The organism is Parasphingorhabdus flavimaris (genome assembly GCF_013371215.1).
GTDB lineage: Bacteria > Pseudomonadota > Alphaproteobacteria > Sphingomonadales > Sphingomonadaceae > Parasphingorhabdus > Parasphingorhabdus flavimaris.
The window spans coordinates 595885-615733 of sequence record NZ_JABWMH010000002.1 but is presented as its reverse complement, the minus strand read 5'-3'; the positions used below and the strand labels follow the sequence as shown (position 1 = coordinate 615733).

At 56.6% G+C, this 19849-nt stretch carries 26 protein-coding genes, 1 tRNA gene and 1 other RNA gene; 16 read left to right on the top strand and 12 right to left on the bottom strand.

Annotation, left to right across the window (positions count from 1 at the left end; translation table 11 throughout):
* Positions 1 to 88: 88 nt before the first annotated feature.
* A complete protein-coding gene (locus HUO14_RS07685; RefSeq protein WP_176279265.1) occupies positions 89 to 649 on the top strand; it encodes a urate hydroxylase PuuD in 561 nt (186 codons plus the stop codon).
* Positions 650 to 696: 47 nt separating this feature from the next.
* Here HUO14_RS07685 and pspF read toward each other — a convergent pair whose 3' ends face one another.
* A complete protein-coding gene (gene pspF / locus HUO14_RS07680) occupies positions 697 to 1743 on the bottom strand; it encodes a phage shock protein operon transcriptional activator (RefSeq protein ID WP_176279264.1) in 1047 nt (348 codons plus the stop codon).
* 161 nt (positions 1744 to 1904) lie between these two features.
* On the opposite strand from pspF, the gene HUO14_RS07675 reads away from it, so the two are divergent.
* The 10 genes from HUO14_RS07675 to HUO14_RS07630 all read left to right on the top strand — a co-directional run bounded on the left by HUO14_RS07675 (position 1905) and on the right by HUO14_RS07630 (position 5600).
* Complete coding sequence (locus HUO14_RS07675; RefSeq protein ID WP_176279263.1) at positions 1905 to 2081, top strand: hypothetical protein; 177 nt, start codon at positions 1905 to 1907, stop codon at positions 2079 to 2081.
* Positions 2082 to 2230: 149 nt separating this feature from the next.
* Positions 2231 to 2905, top strand: coding sequence for a phage shock protein PspA (gene pspA, locus HUO14_RS07670; RefSeq protein WP_176279262.1), 675 nt, complete (start codon positions 2231 to 2233; stop codon positions 2903 to 2905).
* On the top strand, positions 2905 to 3207 hold the full coding sequence (gene pspB / locus HUO14_RS07665) for an envelope stress response membrane protein PspB (protein WP_176279261.1): 303 nt from the start codon (positions 2905 to 2907) through the stop codon (positions 3205 to 3207). Before pspA ends, pspB begins: the two co-directional genes overlap by 1 nt.
* Positions 3204 to 3587 carry an envelope stress response membrane protein PspC gene (gene pspC / locus HUO14_RS07660; RefSeq protein ID WP_176279260.1) on the top strand — a complete coding sequence of 128 codons (384 nt, stop codon included), beginning with the start codon at positions 3204 to 3206 and terminating at the stop codon, positions 3585 to 3587. The genes pspB and pspC overlap by 4 nt, the downstream gene beginning before the upstream one ends.
* Positions 3588 to 3610: 23 nt before the next feature.
* Positions 3611 to 3910: a hypothetical protein gene (locus HUO14_RS07655; RefSeq protein ID WP_176279259.1), complete on the top strand. Its 300-nt coding sequence runs from the start codon at positions 3611 to 3613 to the stop codon at positions 3908 to 3910.
* Entirely contained in the window at positions 3910 to 4239 is a 330-nt protein-coding gene (locus tag HUO14_RS07650) for a hypothetical protein (protein ID WP_246255356.1), read from the top strand. Before HUO14_RS07655 ends, HUO14_RS07650 begins: the two co-directional genes overlap by 1 nt.
* A 13-nt stretch (positions 4240 to 4252) precedes the next feature.
* Positions 4253 to 4507 carry a hypothetical protein gene (locus tag HUO14_RS07645; protein ID WP_176279258.1) on the top strand — a complete coding sequence of 85 codons (255 nt, stop codon included), beginning with the start codon at positions 4253 to 4255 and terminating at the stop codon, positions 4505 to 4507.
* 26 nt (positions 4508 to 4533) lie between these two features.
* Positions 4534 to 4803, top strand: coding sequence for a hypothetical protein (locus tag HUO14_RS07640; RefSeq protein ID WP_176279257.1), 270 nt, complete (start codon positions 4534 to 4536; stop codon positions 4801 to 4803).
* A gap of 30 nt (positions 4804 to 4833) precedes the next feature.
* Positions 4834 to 5064 carry a hypothetical protein gene (locus HUO14_RS07635; protein WP_176279537.1) on the top strand — a complete coding sequence of 77 codons (231 nt, stop codon included), beginning with the start codon at positions 4834 to 4836 and terminating at the stop codon, positions 5062 to 5064.
* A 125-nt stretch (positions 5065 to 5189) separates the two neighbouring features.
* Positions 5190 to 5600, top strand: coding sequence for a SufE family protein (locus HUO14_RS07630; protein WP_176279256.1), 411 nt, complete (start codon positions 5190 to 5192; stop codon positions 5598 to 5600).
* Here HUO14_RS07630 and HUO14_RS07625 read toward each other — a convergent pair.
* From HUO14_RS07625 to HUO14_RS07600, 6 genes are all read right to left on the bottom strand, one after another.
* Positions 5597 to 6133, bottom strand: coding sequence for a J domain-containing protein (locus HUO14_RS07625; protein ID WP_176279255.1), 537 nt, complete (start codon positions 6131 to 6133; stop codon positions 5597 to 5599). The two genes, HUO14_RS07630 and HUO14_RS07625, sit on opposite strands and share 4 nt — an antisense overlap.
* 50 nt (positions 6134 to 6183) lie before the next feature.
* Positions 6184 to 7815 carry a caspase family protein gene (locus HUO14_RS07620; RefSeq protein WP_176279254.1) on the bottom strand — a complete coding sequence of 544 codons (1632 nt, stop codon included), beginning with the start codon at positions 7813 to 7815 and terminating at the stop codon, positions 6184 to 6186.
* A gap of 47 nt (positions 7816 to 7862) precedes the next feature.
* An RNA gene (rnpB, locus tag HUO14_RS07615) (RNase P RNA component class A) lies at positions 7863 to 8232 on the bottom strand.
* A gap of 6 nt (positions 8233 to 8238) precedes the next feature.
* Positions 8239 to 8931, bottom strand: coding sequence for an N-acetylmuramoyl-L-alanine amidase (locus tag HUO14_RS07610; protein ID WP_176279253.1), 693 nt, complete (start codon positions 8929 to 8931; stop codon positions 8239 to 8241).
* A 21-nt stretch (positions 8932 to 8952) separates the two neighbouring features.
* Positions 8953 to 9594: a histidine phosphotransferase family protein gene (locus tag HUO14_RS07605; protein ID WP_176279252.1), complete on the bottom strand. Its 642-nt coding sequence runs from the start codon at positions 9592 to 9594 to the stop codon at positions 8953 to 8955.
* 26 nt (positions 9595 to 9620) lie between these two features.
* Positions 9621 to 10028: a M67 family metallopeptidase gene (locus tag HUO14_RS07600; RefSeq protein WP_246255355.1), complete on the bottom strand. Its 408-nt coding sequence runs from the start codon at positions 10026 to 10028 to the stop codon at positions 9621 to 9623.
* Between the two features lie 40 nt (positions 10029 to 10068).
* On the opposite strand from HUO14_RS07600, the gene HUO14_RS07595 reads away from it, so the two are divergent.
* The 4 genes from HUO14_RS07595 (at position 10069) to HUO14_RS07580 (ending at position 13588) form a co-directional block, all read left to right on the top strand.
* Complete coding sequence (locus HUO14_RS07595) at positions 10069 to 11022, top strand: RluA family pseudouridine synthase (RefSeq protein ID WP_176279536.1); 954 nt, start codon at positions 10069 to 10071, stop codon at positions 11020 to 11022.
* 76 nt (positions 11023 to 11098) lie between these two features.
* On the top strand, positions 11099 to 12010 hold the full coding sequence (gene rpoH, locus HUO14_RS07590) for an RNA polymerase sigma factor RpoH (protein ID WP_176279250.1): 912 nt from the start codon (positions 11099 to 11101) through the stop codon (positions 12008 to 12010).
* Between the two features lie 85 nt (positions 12011 to 12095).
* Positions 12096 to 12761: a monofunctional biosynthetic peptidoglycan transglycosylase gene (gene mtgA, locus HUO14_RS07585; RefSeq protein WP_176279249.1), complete on the top strand. Its 666-nt coding sequence runs from the start codon at positions 12096 to 12098 to the stop codon at positions 12759 to 12761.
* A 74-nt stretch (positions 12762 to 12835) separates the two neighbouring features.
* On the top strand, positions 12836 to 13588 hold the full coding sequence (locus tag HUO14_RS07580; protein WP_176279248.1) for an SDR family oxidoreductase: 753 nt from the start codon (positions 12836 to 12838) through the stop codon (positions 13586 to 13588).
* A 5-nt stretch (positions 13589 to 13593) separates the two neighbouring features.
* Here HUO14_RS07580 and clpX read toward each other — a convergent pair whose 3' ends face one another.
* Positions 13594 to 14865, bottom strand: a complete 1272-nt coding sequence (gene clpX, locus HUO14_RS07575; protein ID WP_176279247.1) for an ATP-dependent Clp protease ATP-binding subunit ClpX — start codon at positions 14863 to 14865, stop codon at positions 13594 to 13596.
* 138 nt (positions 14866 to 15003) lie between these two features.
* Entirely contained in the window at positions 15004 to 15627 is a 624-nt protein-coding gene (locus HUO14_RS07570; protein ID WP_176279246.1) for an ATP-dependent Clp protease proteolytic subunit, read from the bottom strand.
* A gap of 222 nt (positions 15628 to 15849) precedes the next feature.
* On the opposite strand from HUO14_RS07570, the gene HUO14_RS07565 reads away from it, so the two are divergent.
* Positions 15850 to 16473 carry an ATP-dependent Clp protease proteolytic subunit gene (locus HUO14_RS07565; RefSeq protein ID WP_176279245.1) on the top strand — a complete coding sequence of 208 codons (624 nt, stop codon included), beginning with the start codon at positions 15850 to 15852 and terminating at the stop codon, positions 16471 to 16473.
* Positions 16474 to 16581: 108 nt separating this feature from the next.
* Here HUO14_RS07565 and tig read toward each other — a convergent pair whose 3' ends face one another.
* The 3 genes from tig to gatB all read right to left on the bottom strand — a co-directional run bounded on the left by tig (position 16582) and on the right by gatB (position 19847).
* The gene (gene tig, locus HUO14_RS07560) at positions 16582 to 18126 is read right to left on the bottom strand and encodes a trigger factor (protein ID WP_176279244.1); all 1545 of its coding nucleotides are present in this window, start codon (positions 18124 to 18126) and stop codon (positions 16582 to 16584) included.
* Between the two features lie 57 nt (positions 18127 to 18183).
* Positions 18184 to 18268: transfer RNA gene (locus tag HUO14_RS07555), tRNA-Leu, on the bottom strand.
* A 91-nt stretch (positions 18269 to 18359) separates the two neighbouring features.
* Positions 18360 to 19847 (bottom strand): Asp-tRNA(Asn)/Glu-tRNA(Gln) amidotransferase subunit GatB, encoded by a 1488-nt coding sequence (gatB, locus tag HUO14_RS07550; RefSeq protein WP_176279243.1) that lies wholly within the window; start codon positions 19845 to 19847, stop codon positions 18360 to 18362.
* Between the last annotated feature and the right edge of the window lie 2 nt (positions 19848 to 19849).

The following is a 19849-nucleotide window of genomic DNA, read 5'->3' as shown; positions in this document are numbered from 1 at the left end:
GGCTAAAAGTTCATTTTTTCGTGACTTCCAACGACCGCAGACATATCGTGGGGCCCTAAATGTAAAATATCCTTGGGGGGGATGCACAATGGCAAAATTTTTCGGAAATCTTAATGCAGTGATGATCGTGGGCTTGATTGCGGCGCTTGCGCTGATGTTCGGCATGGACGCCAATATCAGCGGCAATGCCGTCGGACGCTGGCTTCATCTGTTCTTTGGCGTGCTGTGGATAGGCTTGCTCTATTATCTGAACTTTGTTCAGGTGCCACTGATGCCAACTATCCCGGACGAACTCAAACCCGCGGTCGGCAAGCATATTGCCCCGAAAGTATTATTCTATTTCCGCTGGGCCGCTTTGCTGACGGTCATAACCGGCCTCTATGTCGCATGGGCGAGCGGTTGGGTCCATCAGGCGATGACCCTGCAGGCACCCTATCAGATGATCGGTGTCGGAATGTGGATTGCCATCGTCATGGCCGCCAATGTCTGGTTCATCATCTGGCCGAAGCAGAAACGGGTTCTCGGCATCGTCGAAGCCACGGCAGACGAGAAAGCTGCAGCCGGCAAGATCGCGCTGATGGCGTCGCGGACCAATGTCCTGCTCTCGCTGCCGATGTTCTACACGATGGTGAACGCCAACGCCGGATAGAATGGAAGATATGGAAGCATGAAAAGGGGCCCTCGTGGCCCCTTTTTTTATGACCCCAGCAGGTCGTGCCGCTTTAGCGAATGACGCAACTGGTCATAGGTCAGGTTGAGCGCCTTGGCGGTCTGGCGCTGGTTGTAGCGCGACTTGGCCAGTGCCGTTTCCAATATCCTCTTTTCAAAGGCTTCGACCGCCGCCTTCATGTCGTCGACATCGTGCAATCCGGACTCGATCTGGGCGGGCGGGTTTTGGACGACCGGGGCTTCCTCGGCCTGTGGCGCATCCGGCTCCGCCTCCACTCTGGCAAGACTCTCCCGAGGCTTCCAGGGCGATGCGAAGGGATCGAACACGATGTGATCGACCGGTATCGAATGGTCATTCCACTGATAGACCGCGCGCTCGACCACATTGCGCAATTCGCGGACATTGCCGGGCCATTCGTGCCGGTTCAGCGCTTCTGACGCGAGCCGTCCGAAGCCGGGCCAGGACGGCCATTCCAGTTCGGCAGCCATGCGACGGCCAAAATAGTCCACGAGCACCGGAACATCGCCTTCCCGCACCCTGAGCGGCGGCAATGTAACCACTTCGAAGGACAGGCGATCCAGCAAGTCGGCGCGAAAGGCCTTTTCCTGCGCCATTTTCGGCAGGTCCGCGTTGGTGGCCGCGACGATGCGAACATCCACGCGTTGCGGTCGGGACGCCCCGATCCTGGTAATTTCGCCATATTCGACTGCCCTGAGCAGCCGCTCCTGCGCACCGGTCGACAATGTCCCGAGCTCATCGAGGAACAAGGTCCCGCCATCAGCCTCCTCGAACCGCCCTGCCCGCGCCTTGGTCGCGCCGGTGAAGGCGCCTGCCTCATGACCGAACAATTCAGCCTCGATCAGCGTCTCGGGCATCGCCGCGCAATTCAGCGTGATAAACGGCCCGTCCCACCGCAGGCTGAGACGGTGAAGCCGCTCTGCGATCAGCTCCTTGCCGGTTCCGCGTTCACCGACTACAAGTACCGGACGGTCCAATGGCGCCGCCCGGCTGGCTTTTTCCACGGCATCGAGGAAAGCCCCCGATTCCCCGACAAATTGACTCTCTCGCTCCATGACCAAGATATAGTGCCAATTCCCATTAAATAGCAATTAATACCAAGTTCATCTTGCGAGAAAAATTGGATTATTGTTGTTTATCAGCGCCTTATCTGGTTTGGCACGACTTCTGCAGTGTTGGTTTCATATACAAGACGAACCAATATCTGGAGGACAACATGCCAACATTGAACACATTGAGCCGCACCGATGTTTCCGCGATCATCTCAATCCTGATGTTTGGCGTGACCATCCTGATCAGTGCCGTCGGACCTGCACAGGCCGAAGGCACGGTCGCCAGCGACAAAATCGCTTCCCCACCTGTCAGCCCGATTAACCCTGGTTATCGGGCATGACAGACCAAATGGCCGGGACCACTTCATTCCCCCTTGCCGAAGTCAAGTCCCGGCCACCTTTTGAAATTGAACAGGTTGATGTAGAACAGGACTGGAGTAACGGTTCGAACAAGTTCAAACCCAACCATAGAGACAACCGGAGTATGTATATGGCAGGTATTTTTTCAAGAACGCGCGATATCATCGCCGCCAACGTTACCGACATGCTGGACAAGGCCCAGGACCCGTCGAAGATGATCCGGATGATCATCCTCGAGATGGAAGAAACGCTGGTTGAAGTCCGCGCCTCCGCCGCCCGCACGATCGCCGACCAGAAGGAAATGCGCCGGCATATCGACAAGCTCGATCATCTGACCGAAGACTGGAGCGAGAAAGCCCAGCTGGCCCTGTCAAAGGATCGCGAAGATCTCGCAAAGGCCGCTCTGGTCGAAAAACGCAAGGCTGCCGACATGGCAGACCAGCTGAAATCGGAAATCCAGGTCCTCGACGAAACGCTCCGCGCGTCGGAAGGCGACATCGCGAAATTGCAGAAAAAGCTGCAGGAAGCCCGCTCGCGGCAGAGCAGCCTGGTCAACCGGCTGGAAAGCGCTGAAAATCGCGTCAAACTCCGTGAAATGTATAATGGCGAGAAGATGCAGGATGCATTCTCCCGCTTTGAATATCTCGAACGCCAGGTCGATTTCGCCGAAGGCCGTGCTGACTCGCTCAACATGGGCGGTGAGCCGCAGAGCCTGGAAAACCAGATCGCGGCGCTCGAATCGAGCGACAAGGTTGATGAAGAACTGGAGGCCATGAAGGCCGCCATGAAGAAAGGTGACGCATAATGCAGGAAGAACTCATCATCATTCCCATCGTCATGGGAACATTGTTTATTGGACTGCCGTGGTTGATCTTCCACTATGTCACAAAATGGAAAACCGCCGCGACAATCACCAATGAAGATGAGCATCTCCTCGAAGAATTGCATCATATGGCCCGCCGTCTGGATGACCGGATGGAAACCATCGAACGGATAATGGCCGCAGACAATCCCGACTGGCAACAATCTGCGCTTCCGTCTTCATCCCCTGCCCCGACGCTCGAAAATTTTGACGAGCTGCTGAAAAAAGAAAGGCACCCATCATGAGCTCCTCACGCACCAAATTCTATCTCGACAAGAAGCGCGCAAAATGGAGCGGTGTCTGTGCCGGGATTGCCGACTATACCGGGATCAACGTGGCCTGGATCCGGTTGGCAGCGATTATCGCGACCGTGACATTCGCCTTTCCCTGGACGCTGATCGCCTACTGGATCGCGGCAAGGATTTCCGAACCCAAGCCGAGCGGCATGTATCTGAGCGACCCGGAAGACACCAAATTCTGGCAGGGCGTTCGCCAGTCACCCCGCCGCACGACCCGCGATATCAAATCGCGGTTCCGGGAAATCGACCGCAAGCTGGCTGACATGGAACTTTACTACACCAGCAAGAACACGACGCTGTCGAACGAAATAGAAAATCTGCGCTAAGCAGCTGAATTGGGAGAATAGACATGGATTGGGGAAGCCCCGAATTTGTAATAGCGATCATCGCGCTCTCATATGGAGGCTGGATCGTCAACAACTGGATCAGAGCCAAGCATGGCTATGAGCTGGAGGATGAATGGGGCGGAAAAAGCAGCAAGGCTGAGCCGAACGAACAGCGCAAAATCGAGCTTCTTTCCAACGAAAATGCGGAACTGGTCGGAAAGATCGATCGCCTGCAGGAACGGCTCCAGGTTCTCGAAAGGATCGCCACCGATCCCGCCAAGCGCACCGCTGATGAGATCGAAGCCCTGAGGGAGAAGAACTGATGGATCCGGACAAAATCTCGATGTTCACCGAACTCGCTCCGATGATTGCTGTAGGCGCCATCGCCATCACCATCGGCTGGGTTGCAACAACCTGGATGCGGGTCAAGAACGGCTATCCCCTGGAAAACCAGTGGGGCAAGTCAGTCTATCCCAAAACCGACAAGGAAGCGGTCGAGCGGGTCAAGCTGCTGACCAACGAGAATGCCGAACTGCGCGCCGAACTCGGTTCGGTCAAGGACCGGCTGGCCAATGTCGAGCGGATCGTCACCGATGACAGCCACCGGCTGACGCAGGAAATAGAACAACTGCGCGACAAGCGCACGAACTGAAGGGACAGGATTGATGGAAGGAATTATCGCGCTGCTGATACCATTTGGAGCCTTTGCCGTGGCAGGCTTTGCCATCTGGACAGGGCACCAGCGCAAGCTGATCAAAATGCGGGGAGAGTTTCCTGCGAGCCATGACGCGGATTCGGAGAGAATGCGCGAGGAGCTCAAATATCTGAAAGACCGCGTCGCCGTACTCGAGCAGATTACCACTGACGGGCACAGCACGCGACAACTGGAAAGCGAAATTGAGCAATTGCGGGATCGCTAGTCCGGCATTGATTGAGGAGACAGAACATGGGTTGGCCCGAGGCAGTCGTCGCCATCATCATCATTGTGACAATCGGACGGGTGATGCGTTCCAAATATCGCGCCGAACACGGCATATTGGAGGATCACAAGGGAAACACGATCGGTTCCCAGGCCAGAAATGATCCCGAGTCCGATCGCCTGCGTGATGAAGTGAAATATCTCAAGGAGCGCGTCGCGGTGCTTGAGAAGATCGCCACCGATGATCGCGGCGCCCGCGACCTTGAAAACGAGATTGAAAAATTGCGCGACCGTTGATCCGGTCCGGAAAGTAGAAGGACAAGTATGATGCAAGAACCTGCCTTTTATATGATTACCGCAGCCTTTTCGCTCATAGGACTGACGGTCGTCGCTCTGGTTACGCTCCGTGGATGGCGCGACTGGATAGCCCTCAAATCCCGCGAAATCGAACAGAGGCGCGAGGATAACCCGCCGACCACGACATCGCGGATCGAAGTTGCCGATCTCAAGGAACGGATCCGCAAACTGGAAGCAATCGCGGCGGGCGTAGAGCTCTAGCGAACGACGCCCCAATTCCGCTCGTGTCGAGCGAAGTCGAGCCACGCGAGAGCCTCTCGACTTCGCTCGAGGCGGACGGCAAAAATGGGTGACGTTGCGGTTAACCCCTGCTAATCGCCCTCCCCATGAGCAAAATTGACGACCTGATCGAAGAATATGAATTTCTCGAACCCGATGATCGCTACCGCCTGCTGATCGATCTCGGCAAAGAGCTTGATGACATGCCGGATGCCCTGAAAACCGATGCGACGCTGGTGCGGGGCTGTTCCGCATCGGTCTGGGTCTATCCCACCCAGCTGGATGATGGACGGCTGCATTTTCTGGCCGACAGCAACGCGGCGATAACCAAGGGCATTATCGCGCTCGTCCTGGAAACCGTTCAGGATCAGTCAGCCGAACAAATCACCAAGACCGATATCGCGGCCGTTCTGGAACCTTTTGACCTGAAGAACCAGCTGAGTTCGAACCGCACCCAGGGCATTCCCAACATGATCGGCCTCATTCAGGAGACCGCGTCGCGCCTGGAAAAAGCCTAGACCGGCTTCCAGACCCGCCGCTCTTCGGCAATCCGCAAAACGTCGAACGCTGCCTGGGCGGCCTGAAATTTCTTGGCCGCCTCGGCATCGCCCGGATTGACGTCGGGATGATATTCCTTGGCCATCGACCGCCAGGCCTTTTTCACCGATTCAAACTCGACGTCGGGAGTCAGGTCGAAAATTTCCAGCGCCGTCATCTCGTCGCGGGACCGGCTGCCGTCACCGGAGCCCATCCAGCTGTAATGGGCCGCTTCCTGATAGGCGTTGGCATCGCGCTGCTCGTCGGCTTCGCGCTTCTTGCGCTCTTCCTTGTCGAGCCCCTCGAAATAATCCCATCCGCGGTTATATTCCGCAGCATGGGTCTGGCAAAAATACCAGCGTTCGGGGCTGTTGGGCGATTTCGGCGCGGGGCAATTGCCCGGTTCGTCGCAACCGTGGCGGTCACAAATCTTGACCTGTTGCGTTTCGCGGGAGCTTTCATAGCTTCCCCAGCGGGGAAAACCCCAATTGTCGGATCGTTTTGCTTTTGGCATGGAGCGGACTCTATCAAAGACTGGCGCTAACTACCAGCCTCTTCGACGCGCTAGTTGCGGGACAATATATTTGCGGTAGCGCGTTCCAGATCCGGACGCTGCCGGAGTTCGGGCTGACTGGTCGCGAGTCTGGCCCAATATCGCGCCTCGCTGGGCGATTTCGGAATGCCCTGCCCCTGATCATGAAGCTGCGCCCATATCGCTCTTGCACCTGCATATCCGCCCCTCGCCGCAAGCGAACAATCCTTGGCCACCTTGTCGGCCTGCCCGCGCTGATATTGCAGCTCGCATATCCAGTTATTGCCCTCGACATTTCCGTCGTTGGCCAGCATCCGGAGCTTTCGCATCGATTCATCGATCTGCTTTCCGTAAATGCCCAGCGCATAGGTTGCATAGGGATGCCCGCGATCCGATGCTGCGCTGAACAGCTGGATCGCTCGTTTTTTGTCGGTGATGCCGAATTTTCCCTCCCACAAGGCGAAGCCGAGGTGGGATTGCGCCTTGGCATATCCTTGAGCAGCGGCGAGCAGATATAGCTCCAGCGTGCGGCTTGCCTTGTCGGGCTCATTTTCCTGGAGATACCACGCCAGCTCGGTCTGCCCTGCGGGATGGCCCTGGGCCGCTGATTTTTCCAACCAGAGCTCTGCCTGGTCCAGGTCTTTCCGCACCCCGACGCCGAGATGGTACATATATCCCAAAAACGATTGGGCAAGCGGATCACCGGCGGCCGCGAGCCGGGTCAAATCAGAGACGCCGATATTTTCGAGAACCTCGCCGACCAATATCGTCTCGTCTTCGATAGCCAGACGGTCCATGGGGATATCGATCGCCGACGGCGAAGCCGCTGCCGAAACGTCCGGCAGGTCCTTTGGCAGGTTGAGATAGAAATCTTCAAACCAGCTGCCATAATGAAAAGGTTGCTGCGGACCCAGATCCAGGGCCCGGGTATTTGTATAAACGTCCCGCGATACGACCTTGAAATAATCGGATAGCTCCAGACCGGGGATGGCCAGCTTGCTGGCGATCGCCTTGGCAAAGGGACTGGTTTTGGAATCGACCGGAGCGGCATCCAGAGCGGGCTTGCCCTTGGCAGTGGAATAGAAGACCGCACCCTGCGTCATTTCGAGCAGTCCCATTGGAGAAATACTGCCGTCAGGGTCGTCGCTGCTTTCGTTCTTGAGGCGTACGATCGGATCGGGCGTCCGGCAGGCGTCCATGAAGAACAGGTTGAACTTCTTCGCCTTTGACGCCGCTTTCAGCATTTTCTCCAGCGGAAGAAACTCGGTATCCAGCTCGTCCTTGGAAGCAAAGACCGGAGCATCTACCGGAACCATGAAATTGCGGCCGTTATATTCAAAGCCGTGGCCCGCGTAATAGACCACTGCACTATCGGCCCTTGATGCCTTGGCTGCAAACAGCTCGGTCGCGCTGTTCAACTCCGCAATATTTGCGTCGCGGACATCAATGATTTCGAACCCCGCACTGGCAAAGGCTGCGCAGACATGATCGATATCATTGACCGCATTTGCCAATGCGGGCCAGTTGAGACCATCATAGGCGCTGATACCAATGAGCAGGGCAACCCCACGCTCTCCCTGGGGCGCCACGCATTTCGCCTCGGCCGGATGAACGAGGCCGAAGAGACCGACGAGAACAAGGCAGCTGAGCAGAAATTTTTTCATTCCATCAGTCTACCATTGATCGTCCGTCGTTCAACGATCAAATCGAAAATACCAGAGGGTCTGTAAGCCGGGTTCTGTCCATCCGCCGAAGCGAAATAGCCAGCCATTCATCTAGGCCATGCATTGCTGCGTGGCTCAAGCAACCAACCCGGGCAGCAAGCCGAAAAAGCCATATGCCGCCCCTATTTGGTTTTGCTCCAGGTGGGGTTTACCATGCCAGGCCTGTTGCCAGTCCCGCGGTGCGCTCTTACCGCACCCTTTCATTGTCACGTGACCGAAGTCGTCGCGACCTGCTTTCTGTTGCACTTTCCCTAGGGTTGCCCCCGCCGGACGTTATCCGGCACCTTTTAATCGTGGAGCCCGGACTTTCCTTCCACCTCCGCTAAAGCTTCGGCGGACGGCTGGCCGACCCTCTGGTGCGCCCTATTTAGTGATTCCGCGCTCTCTGTCCAACATTAAAGACAAAAGCAGCGAGCGGCATTCGCCGTCGATCACGCCGTCGATGTTCTTTGGCCGGAAACGGCGCTGGAAGGCGACGACGGCGGCACTCTGGTCAGAGATATCATAGCCGAAACGCTCCAGCGCGAGCATGAAGCCGCCGTCCGACCACGGCGGGTCGCCGAGCTTCAGGGACGGCTTTTTCAGGGCGATGCCGTGCCGTGCCAGCCTTTCCCAGTCAAACAGCTCGCCCGGATCCTGCTTGCGAGCCGGGGCGAGGTCGCTGTGGCCGATGACATTGGATGGTGTGATATCGTGGCGTTTCACGATCGCGTGGGCAAGCCGGGTTACCGCGTCCATCTGCTCTTCGGGGAACGGAACATAGCCCCATTCATGGCCGGGATTGACGATCTCGATGCCTATGCTGGCGCTGTTTACGTCGGTGATCCCGCGCCAGTAGCCGCGCCCTGCGTGCCAGGCGCGCTTTTCCTCATCGACCATCTGGACGATCTGGCCGTCCTCGGTGACGACATAATGGGCCGAGACTTTCGCTTCGGGGTTGGCGAGCCAGTTTATCGCCGAAGCGGCGTCCTTCATGCCGGTATAATGCATCACGAGAATGGTGACCGGCAGTTTGCGTTCGTCAAAATTTGGAGACGGCGTCGATATGATGTCCATGAGAGGCCTCCCCTTTCAAACTCATGCGGTGACGATAGCACCCAAAAGCAATTCTGTCGGCGATGGCGGGGAAATTCTTAGATCCCCGCCATTTTGCAACGCCAGTTCGCGGGTCATCCAGGCCGGGGCGGTACGGGCGCTGAGATCGATCTGCTCGATGGTTCCGTCGAGAGCGGCACGGATACCGCTGTCCAGCGCGATCTTGACGCCTTCGGCCCGTACGACGACTTCGATCCCCAGATCGCCTTTTTCCGCGCCGACGTCCAGAGTGCCGCCTCTGACCAGCGCTTCCTTGGCGATAAGAGCGAGGTTGAGGAGAATCTTGATCGCCTTTTTCGGCAAGGCATCAGCCTGCAGCGCCCAACCGAGCGTGATCTTGCCCGAATCGCCGATCAGCGACTCGATCAGGTTGCGCGCCTCGGCCGGGTCGACTTCGTCACCAAAACCGCCAGCAGCACCGAAGGCGAGCCGGAAATATTTCAGCTTGTCCGCCGATACCCTGGCACTGTCGGCAAGCAGATCCATGCAGCGATCGCGCATGACCGGATCGCTTTCGTCTTCGAGCAGTTCGAGGCCATTGTTGATCGCTCCGACCGGGCTGAGCAGATCATGGCAAATTTTCGAACACAGCAGAGCGGCCAGATCAACTTCATTATTCGACATATCAACGCGCTTTCAAACTATGGTTACTATTTCGCGGCTGTTTGGCCTTTTGCATCCGCGCAATCAAGCTTCATCGCGACAAAACGGCCATAAATTTCCCCCGGATCGACGCTATGCCATGCCGCGGCATCCTCGCCGTTCAGAATGAGCCAGACCCTGCCGTCCGGCGCGGCGCATCGTGCATCGGTGCTTGACGGCTTTACCGTTCCGGCGGGGTGGGAATGATAATAGCCTAGAATGGGTTCTCCCCCTTCCCGCTGCTCCCGCTCGGCGGCGATCAATGTTGCGGGGTCAATCTCGAAATGCCGGCGGGGATCGTCCGCGACATTTTGCGCCACCCGATAGCCGCTCACCCTGCCATCGCGACCAAAGAGAATTCCGCAGATTTCCTTGGGCGCGCCAGCAAGGGCAATTAGCTGGAGATCCGCCAACATGGCGCTTGATATAAAGACTTGCATGGCCCACATCTACGCGATGAACGAGGGGCAATCCACAATATCCGGAACATTACCGGATTCTCAAAAGAAACAGCGTCTCGATGCGGCTTTGACAGAAGCGGTAGAGGGGCTCTCGCGCGAACGGGTCAAAGCGCTGATTTCGAGCGGAAACCTGCTGATCGACGGGGTTAAATTCACCGATCCGTCGGCCAAGAAGCTGAACGGCAAGGCTTTTGAGCTGAATATCCCCGAGCCGATTGCCGGGCCTGCGCTGGCGCAGGATATCCCGCTCGACGTGGTTTTCGAAGACACACATCTGATCATAATCAATAAACCGGCAGGACTGGTCGTCCATCCCGCAGCCGGCCATGCGGATGGGACGCTGGTCAATGCGCTGCTCCACCATTGCCGGGGCCAGTTGTCAGGCATTGGCGGGGTTTCCCGGCCCGGGATTGTCCACCGGATCGACAAGGATACTTCGGGACTGATGGTCGCGGCCAAGACCGACGCCGCGCACCAGGGTCTCAGCGCCCTGTTCGCCAAACATGATATCGAGCGTCGCTATCTGGCAATCGTCAACGGCAGGCCCAATCCGGCTTCGGCGACGATCGAGGGCAGTATCGGCCGGAGCAATGTCAATCGCAAGAAGATGGCGGTTGTCGGCGATGACCGCGGCAAGCTGGCGATGACTCATTATACGGTCAAGGAGATGCTTGACGGGGCCGCTCTGGTGGAATGTACGCTGGAAACAGGCCGCACCCATCAGGTCCGGGTCCACATGACCCATATCGGGCATAGTTTGATTGGTGATCCGCTCTATGGCACTCGTCGAAAATCTTTGCTTTCCCGGCGAAAAGATATTCAATTTGGACGTCAGGCGCTACATGCTGCTAGTCTTGGATTTGTTCACCCGATAACGGACGAAAAATTGATGTTTTCTATCGATTTCCCGGACGATATGCAGGAACTATTCATGAAGTTGCGCGTATAAGGAATACACCTTATATCAGCATTTGACCAAAGGGTGCTTAATGAGGCCCGGCGGCATAACATAAGAAGGAACTAAAATGGCTAATGGTAGCAATGTTCCGGCAAAAATCCCTGCCTTAGGGGGGGACGCGAGCCTGAACCGGTATCTCTCGGAAGTTCGTAAATTTCCGTTATTGACCCCAGAACAAGAATATATGCTGGCGAAACGCTATTCTGAACACAAGGATCAGGAAGCAGCGGCCCAGCTGGTTACGTCGCATCTCCGGCTCGTCGCCAAGATCGCGATGGGTTTCCGCGGCTATGGCCTGCCTGTTTCGGACCTGATTTCCGAAGGCAATGTCGGCCTGATGCAAGGCGTCAAGAAATTCGAACCTGAACGCGGCTTCCGCCTCGCGACATACGCGATGTGGTGGATTCGCGCGTCGATCCAGGAATATGTGCTGCGCAGCTGGAGCCTCGTCAAAATGGGGACCACCGCCGCGCAGAAGAAGCTTTTCTTCAACCTGCGCCGGATGAAGAATAATCTCGACGCGTTCGAGGACGGGGATCTCTCGCCAGAAGACGTGCAGAAGATTTCCACCGACCTCGGCGTCGCCGAACATGAAGTGGTCAATATGAACCGCCGCATGTCGATGGGCGGCGATGCATCGCTGAACGTCTCGCTTTCGTCCGAAGAAGGCGATAGCGGCCAGTGGCAGGACATTCTCGAAGATGACGGCCCGCTGCACGATGAGGCGATTGCCGCCTCTCAGGAAGCCGACTTCCGCCACGAGATGCTGACCGAGGCAATGGGTTCGCTGAACGAACGCGAACAGCATATCCTGGCCGAACGCCGCTTGTCGGAAGATCCCAAGACGCTCGAGGACCTGAGCAAGGTCTATGAAGTCAGTCGCGAACGCATCCGCCAGATCGAGGTGCGGGCGTTCGAGAAGCTGCAAAAAGCGATGCTTCGCATTGCCGGAGAGAAAAAGCTGCTCACAGCGGCCTGACACTCTGCCAAGATTGCAGAACCAAATCGCATGACGCCCCGAAACATGATTTGTTTTCGGGGCGTTTTGCATTTAGATTGCGGCGATGCGGCCGATTAAATTCCTTTTCAAATTGATGGTATATTTCGTTCTGATCACACTGGCGTGGGTCGGGATTTATGCCATCGTCCCGCCCCCGGTCACGGCGACGATGATCATGGATAAAAATGGCATCACCAAGGACTGGACCAGCTTCAGCGACATTTCCCCCAACATGGTGCGCGCGGTTATCGCTGCCGAGGATGGCAAGTTCTGCAGCCATGACGGATTTGACACCGAGGCCATTCAGAAAGCGATCAAACGCAATGCCCAGGGCGGCAGGATAAGAGGTGGATCCACCATATCCCAGCAGACCGCCAAAAATGCCTTTCTCTGGCAGGGCGGCGGATTTTTCCGCAAGGGGCTGGAGGCCTATTTTACCTTTTTGATAGAGACGATCTGGAGCAAGAAACGGATCATGGAGGTCTATCTCAATCTGGCGGAGACCGGGATCGGGACCTATGGCGTGCAGGCGGGTGCCCAGCGCTATTTCAAGAAAGACGTCAAAGATCTTACCCGCATCGAGGCCGCCCGCATTGCTGCTGCTCTGCCCTTGCCCAAGAAGCGCGCTGTCAACGGCGCCAGCGGCTTTACCCGCCGCTATGGCAATATAATCGCAGCCCGGATCAATGTGGTGCAGAACGAGAAGCTGGACAGCTGTATTTATAATTAAATTGTTTGAGCGCAAGATTCGGGAAGAAACTCGATCCCGGCATGGCTATCCGACGCTTGTAATAGGAGGCCAACATGACTTTGTTATTGAACCACTCGATCATCATCTCCGGAGCCAGTTCGGGGATAGGCGCCGCAGCTGCAGAGATCTTCGCAAAACAAGGCGCAAATCTGGTTTTGGTTGCTCGCGACGAGACAGGCTTGCAAGAAACGGCCGCAAAAGTAACCGATGATGGCGGACAAGCGATCATTTGTGCAGGTGACATTTGCGATCCACAAACCCACGAACATTCGGTTGACCGGGCAATGAAGAGCTTCGGTCGACTGGATGGTGCGTTCAACAATGCCGGAACCGTCGGTGCAACATCGCCCCTGGCGGAGATCAGCCTCGAGACATTCCAAAATGTTCTGACAACCAATTTGACCGGGGCTTTTCTTGCCGCCAAAAACCAGATCCCAGCAATGATTGAATCCGGCGGTGGTTCGATTGTCTTTACAGGTAGCTTTGTCGGAGTCAGTACAGGCCTCCCAACGATGGGGGCCTATGCGACGGCGAAGTCAGGCCTTCTCGGCTTGGTTCGATCAATTACCGCCGATTATGCTACCCAGGGTATTCGATCAACCGCCCTTATACCCGGCGGAACTCACACCAAAATGGCCGGAAATGCGGACAACAGAGAATGGGCGGCCAGCTTGCACGCGATGAAGCGCCTCGCAAATCCCGATGAAATCGCTCAGGCCGCTTTGTTCTTGTTAAGCAACCTGTCCAGCTTTGTGTCCGGCTCGACGCTGTGGGCCGATGGAGGAAACGCCGCGGTAAAAGTTTAGCGAACTTAAGCCGCGTCTTCCTTCTTCGCCTTGCTGCTTTTCGCGATTACCTTCACCGGATCTTTGGTGCCGGCGACGACATCCTTGTCGATCACGATCTCGTCCACGCCTTCGAAATCGGGCAGATCGAACATCGTGTCGAGCAGAATATTCTCAACGATGGAGCGCAAGCCGCGAGCACCGGTTTTCCGTTCGATCGCCTTGTTGGCGACGGCTACCAGTGCGTCGTCGGTGAAGGTCAAACCGACATCTTCCAGTTCGAACAATTTGCGATATTGTTTCACCAGCGCGTTTTTCGGTTCCTGGAGAATCGTCACCAGGGCATCGACGTCCAGATCCTCTAGTGTCGCGATCACTGGCAAACGACCGACAAACTCGGGAATAAGACCGAATTTCAACAGATCCTCGGGCTCGCCCTGGGCCAGCAATTCGCCAACCCGGCGTTCTTCGGGAGCAGCGACATGCGCGCCGAAACCAATCGATTTTCCTTCAAGACGGTCACCGATGATCTTTTCCAGACCAGCAAAGGCGCCGCCGCAGATGAACAGGATATTCGTGGTATCAACCTGCAGGAATTCCTGCTGTGGATGCTTGCGGCCGCCTTGCGGTGGAACGCTGGCGGTCGTGCCTTCCATCAACTTCAGCAAGGCCTGCTGAACGCCTTCACCCGACACATCGCGGGTGATCGAAGGATTTTCCGCCTTGCGGCTGATCTTGTCGATTTCGTCGATATAAACGATGCCGCGCTGGGCCTTCTCGACATTATAGTCGGACGCCTGGAGCAGCTTGAGAATGATGTTCTCGACGTCTTCACCGACATAGCCGGCTTCGGTCAATGTCGTCGCATCGGCCATGGTGAAGGGCACGTCGAATGTCTTCGCCAGCGTCTGCGCCAACAAGGTCTTGCCGCAACCGGTAGGGCCGACCAGCAGGATGTTGGATTTCGCCAGTTCGATATCGCCGGATTTGGCGGCGTGGTTGAGGCGTTTATAATGATTATGGACAGCGACCGACAGGACGCGTTTCGCGCGTTTCTGCCCGATGACATAATCGTTCAGCACGTCGCAGATTTCCTGCGGCGTCGGAACTTCGCCGTCCTTGCGTCCGGTTACGGTGCCCTTGGTTTCCTCGCGGATGATGTCATTGCATAATTCTACGCATTCATCGCAGATGAAAACCGTGGGGCCCGCAATCAGCTTGCGGACTTCATGCTGGGATTTGCCGCAGAAGGAGCAGTAAAGCGTGCTCTTCGAATCAGATCCCGTCAATTTCGTCATAAAAAGTCCTTTAAACCGGATAGTCTTGTAATCTAGCCGTCAAATTCCAAATTGCCACCGCTATTTTTACGGTTTTCCTGGCGCAAAGCCAAGTCTATCAAATAGTGCTTAAATTTCGTTTAGAGCGGCGCTAACCGCTTATTTAGCATCTTCTGAGGGCACCGGACGCTTGTCGTAGACTTCGTCGACAATCCCGAACGCCTTGGCTTCGTCCGCCTCGAGGAACGTATCGCGATCCATCGCCTTTTCGATCTCTTCCACGGGCTTGCCTGTATATTTGGCATAGAGATTGTTCATGCTGGAGCGGATGCGGAGAATTTCCTTGGCCTGGATTTCGATATCCGATGCCATGCCCTGGGCGCCGCCTGAAGGCTGATGCACCATGATACGGGCGTTTGTCGTTGCCATCCGCATGCCGGGCTCACCGGCTGCGAGCAGGAAGCTGCCCATAGAGGCCGCTTGCCCGACGCAAACCGTACCGACGCGGGGGCGGATATACTGCATGGTATCGTGGATCGCCATGCCGGCAGTCACGACGCCGCCCGGCGAGTTGATGTAGAGATAGATATCCTTCTTGGGATTCTCCGACTCCAGGAAAAGCAGCTGCGCCGTGATAATCGACGCCATTCCGTCCTCGACCGGACCGGTGACGAAAACGATGCGTTCGCGCAGCAGCCGGGAAAAAATATCGAAACTGCGCTCGCCGCGGTTGGACTGTTCGACAACCATCGGGATTAGAGCGTCTGTAATCGGATCATGCATCTTGTAAATCGTCCTGTTTTTGGCTTCGGCACTACATCGGGATTATAGCTGGATTGTTCAAGGGCTTTAACGATGTTCGCTGCTAATGATTGCAATCCGGAAAAAACACCTCCCCGATACGACGATCATTGCGCACCATCTACGCTATCCCTACATGTTCTCCAAGGCAACGCTGATCGTTCCGTGATCGGCGCTTCTCGAAATTTATTAGCGGAGTCCAGAATGATAACCAATAACAGCCCAATCTTTCCCTCATTCAACAATGAGGACAATGACGACGAGAACAAGTCCGGCGGCCTGCCGGGTGCCATGATGACAAAATTTCTGGAAGCGCGCACGATCATGATTTTCGGCGGCATTGACCAGAAACTGGCCGAACGCGTAGCGACGCAGCTCCTCTATCTCGACCATGTCAATCATGACCCCATCCGCATTTTCCTGAATTCCCCCGGCGGCCATGTCGAATCGGGCGACACGATCCACGATCTGGTCCGCTATATCAGCTCGCCGGTCGCGATGATCGGAACCGGCTGGGTAGCCAGCGCCGGCACCCATATTTTCCTCGGTGTTCCCAAGGAGCGTCGTTTCTGCCTGCCCAATACGCGGTTCCTGATCCATCAGCCATCCGGTGGCGCCGGTGGCAAGGCGTCGGACATTGCAATCCAGGCGCAGGAAATCGTGAAGATGCGCGAACGGCTTGCGCAGATTATCGCGGAAGAAACCGGCCAGGATGTCGAACGCATCCGCAAGGATATTGATCGCGATTACTGGATGAGCACCGAAGAGGCCAAGGAATATGGCATTCTCGGCACGGTGATCGACAAGGCGAGTGAAGTCACGATCTGAGGCCGGATAACGCCGCAAGGCGCAGACGGAAGCTGGCAGTAACCAGCGCATAAAAAAAGCCGGACAGGTTCGCCCTGCCCGGCTTTTTTTAAACTCAAACCAAATCCGTTACTTTTTGGCAGGTGCCTTTTTCGCAGCAGGCTTCTTGGCCGCTGGCTTTTTGGCTGGCGCCTTTTCGGCTGCAGCCTTGGCCGGAGCCTTCTTTGCTGCGGCCTTCTTGGCTGGCGCTTTTTCTGCGGCAGGCTTCTTCTCTGCAGCAGGTTTTTTCGCAGCGGCTTTCTTCGCCGGCGCCTTTTTCTTGGCAGCTGGCTTGGCTTCGGCCTCGTCTTCGGCCTCGATCGCTGCTTCCAGCTCGTCGCGCGTTACCTTGCGGTCGGTTACTTCCGCCTTGTCAAACAGGAAGTCGACAACCTTGTCTTCGTACATCGGTGCACGAAGCTGGGCTGCAGCCATCTGGTCCTGCTGGATATACTGGACGAAGCGATCACGGTCTTCCGGACGATATTGCTGGGCTGCCTGCTGGATCAGCATGCCCATTTCCTGCTGGCTGACTTCAACGCCATTGGCCTGGCCGATTTCCGAGAGCAGCAATCCGAGACGGACACGACGGACCGCGATATCGCGATATTCGTCCTTCTCGTCTTCCATTTCCTTGCGGGCGGCTTCCGGATCTTCTTCCTGAGCGGCTTCCTGCTCGAGCTGCTGCCAGATCTGGCTGAACTCGGCTTCGACCATGCCCGGTGGCACTTCGAAATCGTGGCTGGCGGCGAGCTGGTCGAGCAGCTTGCGCTTCATGTGGGTGCGGGTCAGGCCGTTCAGTTCCTGCTCGATCTGCCCCTTGAGCAGTTCCGTCAGCTGATCGATGCCTTCGAGACCCATGGACTTGGCCATTTCGTCGTCGGCCTTGGCAGCCTTCGGTTTCTGGACTTCGCCGATGACAACATCGAATGTCGCGTCCTTGCCCTTCAGGTCCTCGACATTATAATCGTCAGGGAAGGTCACCTTGACGAGCACTTCGTCATTGGCTTTCTTGCCGACCAGCTGGTCTTCGAAGCCGGGGATCAAACGGCCCGAGCCGAGTTCGATCGCCATGCCTTCGCCCTTGCCGCCGTCAAACGGAATGCCGTCTACCTTGCCTTCGAAATCGATCAGGCATTGGTCGCCGATCTGGGCCTTGTAGGATTTGGCTGCGGTTTCGAACTGTTTCTGGCTCTCTGCAAATTTCTGCAGGGCTTCATCAACGGTTTTCTTGTCCGCTTCGACCTGGAGGCGTTCGAGCTTGAGGCCCTCGACATCCGGTGTCGGGACGTCCGGCAGGATTTCGAGGTCCAGCTTGACGTTCGCGTCCTTGCCGGGCTCATAGCCTTCGTCGAGATTGACATTGGGCTGCATCGCCGGACGGAGATTGTTGTCCGTCATGGTTTTCTCGATGCTTTCCTGGATCGTGCTCGAAAGCGCGTCCTGCATCAGGGCATCATTGTGCATCTTGCGCACAAGATTGGCCGGAACCTTGCCTTTGCGGAAGCCGGGCATATTCACCTGCGGCGCCATTTTCTGCACCTCGGCTTCGACCCGCGACTCGATATCTTTCGCGGTTATCTTGATTTCATAGGCCCGTTTCAGACCTTCGTTCAGCGTTTCAACAATCTGCATGACTATCCTTTGGTGCCTTCATATTCGGTGTTTTTCGATAGATGTTGCGACTAACTTTGGTGCGGGCGAAGGGACTCGAACCCCCACACCCTAAGATACCAGAACCTAAATCTGGCGCGTCTACCAATTCCGCCACGCCCGCACAGATAGTTCGTCAAAACTCTATCGAAGATCGATTGACCCGCGCGCCTAGCCCAAAGGCGGGCCAAGGGCAAGTGGGCTTTGCGAAGGATTTAACCTAATATCTTCTTCAGCAGTTCATTCACCACCTGCGGATTGGCCTTGCCCTGCATCGCCTTCATTGTCTGACCGACAAAGAAACCGAACAGCTTGTCCTTGCCGTCGCGATATTGGGCGACCTTGTCTTCATTGGCCGCCATCACTTCGGCGATGACTTTCTCGATAGCACCGGTGTCGGATTCCTGGACGAGCCCCTGTTCCTCGACGATCTTCTTCGCGCCGTCGCCACTTTCGAGCATGATCTCGAACACCTGCTTGGCGATCTTGCCGGAAATCGTGCCATCGGCAACCAGACCCAGCAATTCAGCGGCCTGCGCCGGGGAGACCGGACTATCCTCTATCCCGACGCCGAGCCGGTTGAGCGCGCCGAACAGTTCCGAGGTTACCCAGTTGGCCGCGCTGCTCGCGATTTTTTCTGGCTGGTCGGTGGTTTCGAGCAATTGTTCGAACCACAGGGCCGTTTCATGCTCGGCCGTCAGAACCGCCGCGTTATAGGGGCTGAGACCCAGAACATTCTTGTAGCGGGCGCGCTTTTCGTCCGGCAGTTCCGGCAGGCTCGCCTTGCAGTCGAAGATGAAATCATCTTCCAGTTCCAGCGGCAGCAGATCGGGATCGGGGAAATAGCGATAGTCGTGCGCGTCTTCCTTGGACCGCATCGACCGGGTTTCGTTGCGGTCGGGATCGAACAGACGGGTTTCCTGCACGACTACCCCGCCATCCTCAATCAGATCGACCTGGCGCTGGGCCTCATATTCGATCACCGCCTGGATGAAGCGCATCGAGTTGACATTCTTTGTCTCGGTGCGGGTGCCGAGCTCGCCGCCCGGCTTGCGCACACTGACATTGACGTCGGCGCGCATCGAGCCCTGTTCCATATTGCCGTCGCATGACCCGACATAGCGCAGGATCGAACGCAGCTTGCGGACATAGGCCGCCGCTTCCTTGGGCGAGGTCATGTCCGGCTTGGAGACGATTTCCATCAGCGCGACGCCGCAGCGGTTGAGGTCGACATAGGACATGGTCGGATGCTGGTCGTGCATCAGCTTGCCGGCGTCCTGTTCGATATGGATGCGCTCGACACCGATCGCCTTGCCGTGGGCATCCGGGTCTTTCTCGTCGAGCGAAATCTGGATCACGCCCTCGCCGACGATCGGATGGTAGAGCTGGGAAATCTGGTAGCCCTGCGGCAGATCGGCGTAGAAATAATTCTTGCGGTCAAAGCGCGAATATTTGTTGATCTGGGCGTTGATCGCGAGACCGGTGCGCACCGCCTGACGGACGCATTCGCCGTTGAGCACCGGCAGCATGCCGGGCATGGCCGCGTCGACCAGGCTGACCTGCGTATTCGGCTCCGCGCCAAATTCGGTGGAAGCCCCGGAAAAGAGCTTCGATTCGGATGTGATCTGGGCGTGGACCTCGAGACCGATCACGACCTCCCATTCGCCGGTTCCGCCCTGGATACGATATGTTGATTCAGTCATTT